This window comes from Acinetobacter sp. 161(2023) (genome assembly GCF_037027805.1).
Classification (GTDB): Bacteria; Pseudomonadota; Gammaproteobacteria; order Pseudomonadales; family Moraxellaceae; genus Acinetobacter.
Genome location: NZ_JAZEYD010000009.1, coordinates 76,726 through 89,583, shown reverse-complemented (window position 1 = coordinate 89,583; position 12,858 = coordinate 76,726). Strand labels below are relative to the sequence as shown.

The window sequence follows — 12,858 nt, the reverse complement described above, 5'->3', positions numbered from 1 at the left end:
CCTGTTCAGTACATCTGAAAATTTCTATTTTTTTCTGCTAACTGACGGAATATCTATGACATATACTAAGGAAGAAAAGAGCAGCAGAATACGAGGGATTGTAGGCGCAGCTTCAGGTAATTTGGTTGAATGGTTCGACTTTTATATCTATGCGGTATTTGCTGCTTACTTTACTCAAGCTCTGACTGCACCAGACATGGATAGCACGACCAAATCGATCTACGTTTGGGGTGTATTTGCAGCAAGCTTTTTTATGCGTCCTATTGGTAGCTGGATATTTGGGCGCATTGCAGACCGACACGGTCGAAAAAAATCAATGATTGTCTCAATTTGCTTAATGGCTTTGAGCTCTTTTCTATTTGCAGCCCTACCGACTTATGATCAAGTTGGTTTATTTGCTCCATTTCTTTTACTGGTAGTACGCTTACTTCAAGGTCTATCGGTGGGTGGTGAATATGGTGCCGTAGCAACCTACATGAGTGAATTAGGCTTAAAAGGTCAACGTGGTTTTTACTCTTCTTTTCAATACGTCACACTCTCTGGTGGCCAGTTACTCGCCAGCTTACTCGGTGTAATTTTATTAACGTTTTTGAGTGAGGACCAATTGCTCAATGGCGGTTGGCGTATCCCATTTGTTATTGGTGGTATTGCTGCCATTGTATCTTTACTCGCACGGAGTCGTTTAGAAGAAACGCTTTCTCATCAAGATAGTGAACGTGAAGAGTCTGGTAGCTTAAGAGAACTCTTTAAAAAACATTGGAAAACCTTTTTATTGGTGGTTGGTTATACCTCTGCGGGTTCATTAACGTTTTATGTAGAAACTGTTTATTCAAAAACCTATTTAACTAATTTAGGGATGGATGGAAAAACCGTTGGTTATATTATGACCTTCGCGCTATTTGTCTATATGTGTGCTCAACCTGTATTTGGTTCAATTTCCGACCGTATTGGGCGACGTTCTTCAATGCTAGCATTTAGCTTATTATCTGCGATTTTTATTTATCCAGTGATGGCAATTGGAATGCCTAATTATATAGATTCGCCGATCATCATTACCTTACTACTCATTTTTATGATGATGATTTTGAGTTTCTATACATCTATTAGTGGCTTAGTAAAAGCTGAAATGTTTCCACCTCACGTACGCGCACTCGGCGTAGGATTTTCATATGCGGTAGGTAATGCTATTTTTGGTGGTTCTGCGCCTTCAGTTGCCTTGCAATTCAAAGCTGCTGGAATTGAAAATACCTTCTTTATTTATGTGATTATCATGCTGATTATCTGTTTCTTGTGTAGCCTTGCGCTTCCGAAAAAACCAGACTATTTAGAACATGATCACTAAAAACTAAAAGTTAGATATTCTTCTAGAGCTTTTTTTAGAAGAATATCTTTTTAAAATAATAAGAAATTCACTTTTGTTCTGTATCTTATAGCTGCATAGTACATTTAACCTATTCGATTCATTGGCAATTGCTAGTTTGGTACTGTTGATCTATATAAATCAATTTTTTGATGGGATAAAAAATGGAAAACGAAAAATCCCCTTTACCTGAAAGTATTATTCAAGTCACCTTCTGGCAAGCCTTTTTATTTTGGCTGAAGCTCGGCTTTATTAGCTTTGGGGGGCCAGCTGGACAAATCGCTGTAATGCATCAGGAACTGGTTGAACAAAAGCGCTGGATATCCGAAAAAAGATTTTTGCATGCCTTGAACTACTGCATGTTGTTACCCGGTCCTGAAGCACAGCAATTAGCAACCTACATTGGTTGGCTTATGCATAGAACTGCTGGAGGATTAGTTGCAGGTATTCTATTTGTATTGCCCTCCTTATTTATTTTAATTGGGCTGTCTTGGGTCTATATAAAATTCGGAGATGTTCCTGTTATCGCAGGTATTTTCTATGGGATCAAGCCTGCCGTTACCGCAATTGTCTTTCATGCAACGTACCGTATAGGTAGCCGTTCGCTTAAAAATAAATTTTTATGGTTCGTCGCAATTGCTGCGTTTCTTGCCATTTTTGTCTTAAAGCTTCCTTTCCCACTTATTGTACTATCAGCTGGTATTGCTGGCTATTTAGCCAGTAAAAAGTACCCAGAACTTTTTTCCTCAGTCGCTGGGCATAAAGCCAGTCAAAAGGATTATGGTCCAGCATTTATTGATGATGATACCCCGACGCCAGAGCATGCTAAATTCCATTGGTTGCGGTTAGCTAAACTTATTTTTGTGGCAATCGTTTTATGGTTATTGCCAATTTTAGCTTTAGGCGCATATTTTGGGTGGCATCATTCTTATACTCAAATGGCGTGGTTTTTTACTAAAGCTGCATTACTCACTTTTGGTGGGGCTTACGCAGTTTTACCTTATGTCTATCAAGGTGCGGTTAATAACTTTGGGTGGCTTTCACCTACTCAAATGATTGATGGACTCGCTTTAGGTGAAACCACACCAGGCCCACTGATTATGGTTGTTGCTTTTGTTGGTTTTTTAGGAGGTGTGAATCATGCACTACTTGGTCCAGAACATCTATTTTTTGCTGGTGCATTAGGTGCAATCATTGTTACTTGGTTTACTTTTCTCTTTTCATTTGTCTTTATTTTTGCTGGTGGTCCTTTTATTGAATCGACCCATAATGAAATAAAATTTACTGCACCACTCACTGCAATTACCGCGGCTGTGGTTGGTGTGATTTTAAATTTAGCATTATTTTTTAGTTATCACGTGCTATGGCCACACGGTTTTTCTGGCCACTTTGATGTTATCGCAGCCTTAATTGCCATTGCTGCATTTATTGCCTTATTCCGCTTTAACATTAACGTGCTGTACGTCATTTTTACATCAGCACTGATTGGTTTAGGTATTTATCTTTTATAAAAGTTAGTCATGAGTCCTTTAACGTAACTGTGAAGGACTCATTCCATAAAACTGTTTAAAGCGATGGCTTAAATGACTCGCTGAACTAAAACCACATACTAGGGCAATATCTTGTAAAGAAAGCTGAGATGACTGAATTAATCCCTTTGCCTTAGTTAAGCGTCTTTGCATGACATATTGGTGAGGTGCCATATTCATAGATTGTTTAAACATATGGGCAAAATGATATTCGCTTAAATTAACAACATTTGCTAAATCAGACAAAGTGAGTGCTTGGTCTAAATGCCCTTCAATCCAGTCTTGAATATATTTGAGTTTATGAGGTGCCAGTCCACCTTTAATGACAGGCTGCTGCCACTTAACATTGCTATATCTTCGAATTAAATGATTTAGCAATAAACTGGCAGTTGTACTCATTTGTAAATGGTTTGCTGAATCATTCCAATCACAATCCAGCAAGAAAAACTGATATAGCGCTCGAATCTTTTCGTCATCGTTAAAAACAACTTCGTTTAGTTCAATTTGATTCGGCTCTTTGTCCCATATTTTTTCGGCGACATCACGCAAATGTTGGTCGGTATAATACAAGTGAACGAACTTAAGCCCGCCTCGTATATCCCAAGTAGACTCCTGATGTTCAGGCAACAAACAAAAACGACCCGGCCCACCGCCATTTTTCCAGCCCGCAGGGGTTTTCTGATAGCTTTCATAGCCATCTTGAATATAAAGACTTAAAGTATGGTGATCGCTACAGACACTTACACGATCTTGCTCATTAGACCAAAATGCAAGTTGCATATTTTCATCAAGCACCACAGTTTCGTGAAGCTTGGCTTTAGATTGCTGTAGCTGTTCTAAAGTTTGATAGGCCATGCAAAATTAAAACGAATATCATTGAGCTTAAGTTAACCATATTCAGCAAAATTCAGCTAGTTCAGTTATATAAAAAGCGCAAGATCTTGCATGTATAACACAAGAATATATACGTGAAAAATTAAGCATTCCTAGATACTTAAGTTTGGTAATCGAGGATGAACTTATGAATATTTTGCTCTATGTTGCGGTGGTGTTGATTTGGGGAACAACATGGATTGGAATTGCCGTTCAGAGCCATTATGCAACACCCATCGTCGCAATTTTATGGCGTTTTGCTATTTCAGCCTTATTACTTTGGGTTGTTTTATTATTTTCAGGAAAATTACAGCGAATTGCTTTAAAAGATCACTTGTTTTGTATGCTGCAAGGCCTTTGTGTTTTCGGCCTAAACTTTATTTGTTTTTATACCGCGGTTAAATATGTAAATAGCGGTTTAGAGTCCGTTATTTTTTCAATGGCTGTTTTCTTTAATGCCATTAATGCTTTTATCTTTTTTAAGCAAAAACCTTCACCAAATTTTGCTCTAGCTGCACTTTTAGGACTAGGTGGTATTGTTTTACTCTTTTGGCATGACCTTATTAATAGTCAGTTTAATGCGCAGTTATTAATGGGTATTGGGCTATGTGCGGTTGGCACTTACGGTTTTTCTTTAGGGAATATGATTAGTGTTAGACACCAAAAACGTGGTCTAAATATCTTTTCAACAAACTGTTATGCCATGACTTATGGTTCTTTGGTGATGTTAAGTCTAGCCTTATTTACTGGCCAAGATTTAATGCCTCCGATGAATGTCCCATTTTTAAGTTCGCTACTTTACTTGGCTGTATTTGGTACAGTTATTGGGTTCTCTGCTTATTTTTCGCTGGTTGGGCGAATTGGTGCTTCAAAAGCAGCGTATAGCACTTTACTCTTCCCGTTAGTTGCTCTAACAGTTTCTACCTTCTTTGAAGGATATGAGTGGACCTTAAATGCATTATTTGGAATTCTTTTAATTTTACTTGGTAACTACTTAATGTTTAGTAAATTTGAAATTGGAAAGAAGCTATTTAATAGTCAAAAAAGTTGTGAGAAGCAGGCCTAAAAGCCTGCTTTTTTTATAAGTAATAATTCACCTCTAGCAGGACGTTTTTAGCATCAGCTCAAAATCTTTTAAAGCCGCTGCTGCTGTAGCTAAAGGTGCGGATGCTCCTCCACTTACAACAAGTTCACCCATTTCTTTCGTTAACACCCGAATGCATTTATTTGAACCTTGCAGATGAGCAAAAGGATGATGTGTTGGAACTAATCTTAATTCAACACCTGTTTGAATTTTCTGATTCTTAATATGAATAAAACCGACCAAACGAGGAATTAGATCTTCTTTTTTCCAATCACGTATATGGTCGGCTGTAACATGACTAATTCCTTGTCTTGGAATATCTTTAATTTTTACATCAGCTCCTAAAACAGTATTGGCTAGTATGGTAATTTTGGCAGCGGTATCCCATCCATCCACGTCGAAAGAACTGTCATGTTCCGCAATACCTTTTGCTTGAGCTTTTTCAAGAGATTCTGTAAACGCACATTCATTTTGCAACATATCATTCAAAATAAAATTTGTGGTTCCAGTAAAAACACCTTCTATTTCTAAAATCCCACAGCCAGCTAAGTTATATTCAAACAAATCAACAGTCGGTAAGGCCGCAGCCGTTGCACCGCTAAAAAATAATTTTTGCTTGTGTTGATGAGCCAAGTTAATTAATTTTTTGCCTTCTACGACTAACGCTCCTTTAGATACTGCAATCGCATTCATGCTATGTGTTAAAGCATAATTTAAATAAAATAGGCCTTTCCCACCGGTAACATAATCACTTGGGCCAGTCTCAATAATGACATCTGCTTGAACCTGTTCTAAAAACTTTTGCTCAGTTAGTCCTGCTTGATATTGGGTTTTATCTAACCACTTTGAAGCTTGTAAACCATATTGATCAATTAAACCTGATGATGAGTTGCAGATACCCACTAAACGGGCATCAATTTGATATTTTTGTTGATAGTATGTTGATCGATTTGAAAGAAGCTCTGCAATTTGTTGCCCAATACGTCCAAAACCACAAATTGCCACGTTAACTCGCTTCATATCGCTTTCTCAAAAATTTCAATGGTTTAAATCCAAAAGTTTCCAAAGTTAATGTTAAGGCTTCATTTGGAAACTTTGTATTTATAAAGGTAAGTTAAAATACTATATCACTTAGATATTTGTGAGATTAACAATCTTAACTACCATATAAATTGCGACAGCAAACACCATTAAAGCAAAGACTTTTTGTACAATTGCAGCCGGAATAAAACGAATGGCTCGGCGGCCTAACAACATACCGAATGCACATGCGAGAGCAAATGTACTGGTAATGCCTACAGGATAGTGAAAACCCTCTGCAATATGCATCACAATACTCATTCCACTGATGAGAAAAATAATCATGAGTGAAGTTGCAACAATACTATGCATATCCAAATTTGTGACTTTTCTAAGCGCTGGCACAATTACAAAGCCACCGCCGACTCCTAACATACCAGTTAAAAGCCCAGCAATAATTCCGATGCTGGCAAGAACGCTTCCCGTTTTAAAATTCCAGATAAAGCGTCCCGTACTTGGGTTGACCTGACACGGCGGGTTATGAAAGTCTGATACTCGGTTACTAATAAGTCGATAACCTACTGTAAACATGACCAAGCTAAACATTAACATGAGCCAGACAGGTGAAATCGCGTTGGCTATTAAAATTCCGATATGTGCCATAGGGGCACCAATTAAGGCAATCCAAATAGCAGCACGATAACGAACAATCTTTTTAAATAAGCCTTCAATGGTTCCAATGAGTGTAGACAGCGCAACTGCCAATAACCCAATCGGCGCAGCTTGAGCCACACTCCAGCCTTGACTGGTCATGAGCGCAGGTACAGCAAGAATACCGCCACCTGCGCCAGTAAGACCAAGTAAAAAGCCAATCACGATGCCTTCAACGACAAGTAATAACATATCAAAAGCCTAAAATTGCATATACATCATTTGCAGTAGACTGCTGTTTAATGAGTGAATAGATCTCATCTTCTTGCGAAGCTTTAGTCGCTTCTCAGGACAAAGCGTTGCTTTACTTATCCTCTTCCACTCGAACATAGTTCTCGTCTTGCGCTCGGACAAAGCGTTGCTTTGTTTATCCTCGCTCAGGTTTGACCATCCACTCGCGGCCTTTGAGCATGCCTTGCCAATAAATCGGCGGTAAAATCTGCTCTTTAAGTAACCAAGCCAAACGAGATGGCTTTTGCCCATCAATCACCCATTTTGGAAAACTTGGAAGCAGCTTGCCACCGTAGCCAAACTCAGCCAGAACGATTTTTCCACGCTCTACAGTCAGTGGACACGAGCCATAACCGTTGTATTCACAAAAGTTTTGCTCACCTTTTAGTTTCGCAAGAACATTCACAGCAACGATTGGTGCTTGTGCCCGTGCCGCAGCAGCAGTTTTTGCATTAGGTGCATTCATCACATCACCTAGAGCAAAAATATTGGCATGTTCGGTGTGTTGTAAGGTTTGCGGGTTAACACTCACCCATCCAGCTTCATCAGTGAGCGTACTGGCACGAATAAAATCAGGCGCTTGTTGCGGTGGAACAACATGCAACATGTCAAAATCGGTTTCGACTAGTTCTGCATTTTCATTGTTCACTACCTTAAACCAAGCCTTCTTCGCAGGCCCATCTACTTTGACAAGTTGATGGTTAAAGTGCAGTTCAGAACCATATTTTTCGACATATTGCATCAGTGCAGGTACATATTCTTTCACACCAAATAAAACACCGCCGGTGTTATAAAAATGGATAGAAATATCTTTAATTTTGCCTTGCTTTAACCAGTAGTCGGCTGAAAGGTACATCGCTTTTTGAGGAGCACCAGCACATTTAATCGGCATAGGAGGCTGGGTAAAGATTGCCTTTCCGCCGTTTAACTGTTGCACTAGTTCCCATGTATACGGCGCTAAATCATAACGATAGTTAGACGTCACCCCATTTTTACCTAAGGTTTCGACTAAGCCTTCAATGCCATGCCAATTGAGTTTTAAACCAGAACAGACGACCAATGCTTTATATTGAATGGGTTGGCATCCTTCCAAAATAACCTGATTGTGCTCAGGGTCGAATCCGGCAACAGCAGCTTTCATCCATTTCACTTTTGAAGGAATCACACTTGCCATTGAGCGTGCTGTCACTTGCGGCTTAAAAATTCCAGCCCCTACCATGGTCCAGCCGGGTTGATAATAATGCGTATCTGCCGGATCAATAATAACAATGTCCAAGTTCGGTTCACGGCATAAAAGACTAGACGCTACAGAAATTCCAGCTGCGCCTGCTCCCACAATCACAACGCTATAACAAGGAATTGTCGCTGATTCATGATCACGTTTTAAAATACGTGGAACTAGGCCTTTTAAGTTAAAACAAAGTTTATTCCCCGATTCAACTAACAGTGCTACATCTTTTGGAGCAACTTCGGCCAAAGCCCATAAACTGATTGCACGCATACCAGAACGGCAATACGCTAAAACAGGTTTCTGGGCATCCTGATAAAGCTGCTTAAACTCGGCAACTTGTTGGTCAGTAATTTTTCCGCTGGTCACAGGCTGATAAATCACTTTTAGGCCATATTGCTGAGCTGCTTCTTCAATTTCAATTACATTGGGTTGATCTGCACCTTCCCCATCTGGACGGTTACATATCAGTGTTTTTACTCCCTGATCTACAATTTTCGCGACGTCATTAGCAGTAATCTGGTCAGCAACATAAAATTCTTGATTAACTCGTTTAAGTTCCATATCGCCACCTTATGATTGTGAAGTTGAACCACAGGCCTGATTGGCAGGTAGTGCTTTATCGATTTGTTTTGGATATGGCAGATTTAAATTATTCATCAATTTAATAAAATCTTCTCGTGAGCGATTCTGACCTAAACGTGAATTTTTTAAACGTTCATAACCAATCGTTGAAGACAAACGCCCCTTATAATCGTGCCCCGGATACACAATAGTTTCGTCAGGTAGGCTGAAAAGTTGCTTATGAATACTGTCATAAAGTGTGCCTGCATTACCTTGCTGGAAGTCAGTTCGACCGCATCCATCAATTAATAATGCATCACCAGTGAAAACCATGTTTCCTAACAAATAACTCGTACAAGCATTGGTATGGCCTGGGGTATAACGTGCTTCAATACTGTGGTTGCCCAGTTTAAGCGTGCAACCATCTGTAATTAAAATATCTCCGCAATTTACATCAGAGTTTCGGTGTAAAACCGATTTGCAATGAAAACGTTCCCGAAGTAAATTTGCAGCAGTAATATGGTCTGCATGAACATGTGTATCTAAGGTATAGATGAGCGTAAATCGATGCTGCTCTAATTCTTTTGTATAAATCTCCATATCTGATGCGACTGGATCAATTAAAACAGCCTCTCGTGTTTCTTCACACCCAAGCATATATGTATAAGTCGAACTTTCCTGCTCAAAAAACTGCTTAAATAACATGATTTATACCCCAATAATTTATTTCTTTCCTATATTTTGCAAATAAGATGCCAATTATTTTAAATTAAATAATAAGTATAAAAATCAAATACTTAAAATGATAAGTAAAATTAAAGTTAGAAAATAAATTCAGCTTGATGTTCCTTTGAAACTCAAGTATGTTTCAATGAAACGATTATGAAACACAGACAATGGCAAAGTTAAATTTTGAGTCAGAGCAAGATTTTTTTATTTTATTTGAACAATTAAAAGCTTTATTCCCAAATGCGAGTCTGTTTTTAGCAGACACGACGACTCAAGCAATTCACTATAAATTTAATACAGATGACATTTCTGTCGAGAGTATGGCAGCTCTGACTCAAGATCATCACAATCAATATCTTGAAATCAATACGCATAAAATTAAAAAGCGATTTATCTATCAAGAGCATGACATTTATATTAGCGAAAACCATTTTATTGGGAAGCTACATATTTTACAGCCAGTTGGCACAGAAGATAATATTGCTGATCAAGTGCAATTAACAGAGCAGTTACAAGACTTAGCCAAGGTTTTTAATAGTTGCTCACCAGAAATGGCCCGCATGTTTTCAATTATTCAAAGAGTGGCAATTACTGAGTTTCCAGTGCTCGTCCGCGGCGAATCTGGTAGCGGTAAAGAGCTTGTGGCAAAAGCAATTCATGATTATAGCCAACGTAAAAATAAGATTTTTGTAGCGATTAACTGTGCAGCTTTAAATTCTAATATTTTAGAAAGTGAACTATTTGGGCATGTGAAAGGCGCTTTTACAGGAGCAATTCGTGACCATAAAGGCGTTTTTGAACGTGCCGCAGGCGGAACACTGTTTCTGGATGAAATTGCCGAGATTCCTTTAGAGCTTCAAGCTAAATTATTACGGGTGTTAGAAACAGGTGAATTTACTCCTGTAGGTGGTGAAAAACCGATTCAAGCCAATGTCCGAATTATTACCGCAACACATAAAGCTTTACGCGAAGAGGCTAAGGCTGGGCGTTTCCGTCATGATTTACTCTACCGTTTACGCGTAATTCCAATTTTTATACCGCCACTCAGAGAGCGGAAAGTCGATATTCCTCTTATTGTCGATCAGATTTTAAAAGAAAGCTCAACTCAACTCGACACCATGCCTCGTCATGTCAATCAAAAAGCCATGCAAGTTCTTTTAAATTATGACTGGCCAGGAAATGTTCGTGAGCTTAAAAACACCCTGCTTTATGCGTTAACCATGGCAAATGGTAAGGATGAAATTGAAGTTGAAGACTTACCAAATGAGCTTTTAAATGCAGATGATTACGTTAAATTGCCTGAGACAAATACAGAACTTACCCCTGAAAATGTGCAAGCAGCTTTGGAAAAATATAACCACAACCTGAATATGGTGGCTAATATTTTTGGAATTAGCCGCACTACGCTTTGGCGATATAGACAAAAACATAAGCTTTAGGTAGGTATTTATCTGATCTAAGGCGTATCATACTGCACTTGGTTAGGTCCGTTAGTTCAAAGGCTTTCTATGATTGTTCGCGATAAAAACAGCGTTTTTAAACTCTTATTTGCATGGAAAGGAACAGTTCTACCCAAAGTTTTGCCCGCATTGAGTTTTGTTGTTCTTATTTCAGCATGTGTAGTCTGGCTTTCTTATTATCATTGGATTCAAATCCCTACCGTTCCCGCAATTGGATTTACCATCTTTGGCGTTATTCTTTCAATTTGTACCGGTTTTAGAAATAACGCGTGTTATGACCGTTGGTGGGAAGGACGCAAGTTATGGGGCGCTTTAATTGCCAATGCCAGACATATTGTCAGAGATAGTCATGTTCTATCAAACGAGCAACGCGAGCATTTAATTCATCAAGTCTTAATTTTTAGTAATTTATTGCGCGACCGTTTGCGCCAACAAACAGCAGAGCCAACGAAATTTCTTGAACATGCTTATTTAAATAACTCTTCACTTGATCACTTAAATGAACATATTAATGCCCCCCAGTTTGTACTCGAAAATATTCAAAAAGATTTAGTCAAAACCCTAAAAAACGGCGAAATTAGTGACATTATCTATGGCACATTGACGCGTCATATTGTTGAGCTAGGCAATATTCAAGCAGGTTGTGACCGAATTGCTGGTACGCCTTTGCCCTACTCATATTCAGTACTTTTGCACCGTGCTGTTTATTGTTTTTGTTTCATTTTACCGTTTAGTCTTGAAGCAGCTTTAGGTATTTGGACACCGCTTATTGTCGGCTTAATCGCTTATATGTTTTTAGGGCTAGACGCCCTAAGTGCTCAAATTGAAGAGCCTTTCGGTTTGCAGGAAAATGATTTACCGCTCGATTCTATTGTGCGTTTGATTGAACGAGAGTCTTTAAGTTCTTTAGGACAGCCATTACCCCCTATTATTGAAGCTCAAAACAATAATTTACTTTAATAAAAAAGAGCTATGATTCGCTCTTTTTTATAGGTTTAAGTGTTTATTTATGGATGTACAATAATCTTAACAGCTGACTCATTATTATGAATTAAAGTTTCAAAGCCTTGTGAAATCAAATCATCAAGTTGAATGCGCTGCGTAATAAAAGGTTCCAGATTTATTTTACCTTCTTCGACCAGTTTAATGGTTTCCTGATGATCATTCACATAGGCAATTGTTCCTCGTACATCAAGCTCTTTCATCACCACACTATGCACATTAATTGATGCTGGATGGCTCCAGATCGAAACAATCACTATCACGCCTGTTGGTTTCACTGCCGCAACCAAAGTATCTAGAACTTTGTTAACGCTACTACATTCAAATGCAACATCGACGCCACCACCATTGGTGATTTTCATAACCTCAGAAACCACATCAACTTCTGACGGGTCTAAAATATAATCTGCGACTCCCGACTCTTTGGCTTTTTCTTTACGTTTTGCACTCAGCTCAGTAATGATGACTTTAAGCCCTTTCGCTTTTAAAATTGCCGAAAGCAATAAACCAATTGGGCCCGCACCACCAACCAGAGCAATATCACCTGCTTTAGCGCCACTTCGTACATAAGCATGATGACCAACCGATAACGGTTCAATCAAGGCAGCCTGATCCAGTGGAATTTTATTAGAGATTGGGTGTACCCAACGGCGTTTAACTGCAATTTTTTCCGACAAACCGCCACCACGACCACCTAAACCAATAAAGTTCATATTTTTAGAAAGATGATAATTATCGCCCGGTCCAGTTGGTACATCATCGGCCACAATGTAGGGCTCTACGACGACATGCTGACCAATTTCAATGTCATCAACGCCTTCACCTACGGCATAGACCACACCTGAAAACTCATGTCCCATCGTAATCGGCGCAGATTCGCCTGAAATAGGATGTGGATGTCCACATGGTGGAATAAAAATTGGCCCTTCCATAAATTCGTGCAAATCTGTACCACAAATTCCACACCAAGCTACCTTAATGCCTACAGTGCCAGGAGTGACTTCTGGTTCAGGGATATCTTCAATACGAATATCCCCTCTGTCATAAAAACGCGCTGCTTTCATTAT

The 12,858-nt window shown here is 39.0% G+C and carries 11 protein-coding genes; 5 read left to right on the top strand and 6 right to left on the bottom strand.

Annotated elements, in window-relative coordinates:
• The first annotated feature begins 55 nt into the window (after positions 1–55).
• Entirely contained in the window at positions 56–1,342 is a 1,287-nt protein-coding gene (locus WA249_RS10475) for an MFS transporter (protein WP_336168529.1), read from the top strand.
• Between the two features lie 182 nt (positions 1,343–1,524).
• Positions 1,525–2,871, top strand: coding sequence for a chromate efflux transporter (chrA, locus tag WA249_RS10470; RefSeq protein WP_336168527.1), 1,347 nt, complete (start codon positions 1,525–1,527; stop codon positions 2,869–2,871).
• A gap of 18 nt (positions 2,872–2,889) precedes the next feature.
• On the opposite strand, the gene WA249_RS10465 is transcribed toward chrA, so the two are convergent.
• Positions 2,890–3,744: a helix-turn-helix domain-containing protein gene (locus WA249_RS10465; protein ID WP_263031728.1), complete on the bottom strand. Its 855-nt coding sequence runs from the start codon at positions 3,742–3,744 to the stop codon at positions 2,890–2,892.
• A gap of 166 nt (positions 3,745–3,910) precedes the next feature.
• On the opposite strand from WA249_RS10465, the gene WA249_RS10460 reads away from it, so the two are divergent.
• A complete protein-coding gene (locus WA249_RS10460) occupies positions 3,911–4,828 on the top strand; it encodes a DMT family transporter (protein WP_336168523.1) in 918 nt (305 codons plus the stop codon).
• 33 nt (positions 4,829–4,861) lie between these two features.
• Here WA249_RS10460 and WA249_RS10455 read toward each other — a convergent pair whose 3' ends face one another.
• From WA249_RS10455 to WA249_RS10440, 4 genes are all read right to left on the bottom strand, one after another.
• The gene (locus tag WA249_RS10455) at positions 4,862–5,866 is read right to left on the bottom strand and encodes a homoserine dehydrogenase (RefSeq protein WP_336168521.1); all 1,005 of its coding nucleotides are present in this window, start codon (positions 5,864–5,866) and stop codon (positions 4,862–4,864) included.
• A gap of 111 nt (positions 5,867–5,977) precedes the next feature.
• Positions 5,978–6,769, bottom strand: coding sequence for a sulfite exporter TauE/SafE family protein (locus tag WA249_RS10450; protein ID WP_336168520.1), 792 nt, complete (start codon positions 6,767–6,769; stop codon positions 5,978–5,980).
• A gap of 175 nt (positions 6,770–6,944) precedes the next feature.
• Complete coding sequence (locus WA249_RS10445; protein WP_336168518.1) at positions 6,945–8,600, bottom strand: TIGR01244 family sulfur transferase; 1,656 nt, start codon at positions 8,598–8,600, stop codon at positions 6,945–6,947.
• Positions 8,601–8,609: 9 nt separating this feature from the next.
• Positions 8,610–9,305, bottom strand: coding sequence for an MBL fold metallo-hydrolase (locus WA249_RS10440; RefSeq protein ID WP_336168516.1), 696 nt, complete (start codon positions 9,303–9,305; stop codon positions 8,610–8,612).
• Positions 9,306–9,496: 191 nt separating this feature from the next.
• Between WA249_RS10440 and WA249_RS10435 the strand changes: the two genes are divergently transcribed.
• Complete coding sequence (locus WA249_RS10435) at positions 9,497–10,768, top strand: sigma-54 interaction domain-containing protein (RefSeq protein WP_336168514.1); 1,272 nt, start codon at positions 9,497–9,499, stop codon at positions 10,766–10,768.
• Positions 10,769–10,837: 69 nt separating this feature from the next.
• Positions 10,838–11,749: a bestrophin family protein gene (locus tag WA249_RS10430; RefSeq protein ID WP_336168512.1), complete on the top strand. Its 912-nt coding sequence runs from the start codon at positions 10,838–10,840 to the stop codon at positions 11,747–11,749.
• 47 nt (positions 11,750–11,796) lie between these two features.
• On the opposite strand, the gene WA249_RS10425 is transcribed toward WA249_RS10430, so the two are convergent.
• A complete protein-coding gene (locus WA249_RS10425) occupies positions 11,797–12,855 on the bottom strand; it encodes a 2,3-butanediol dehydrogenase (protein WP_336168510.1) in 1,059 nt (352 codons plus the stop codon).
• Between the last annotated feature and the right edge of the window lie 3 nt (positions 12,856–12,858).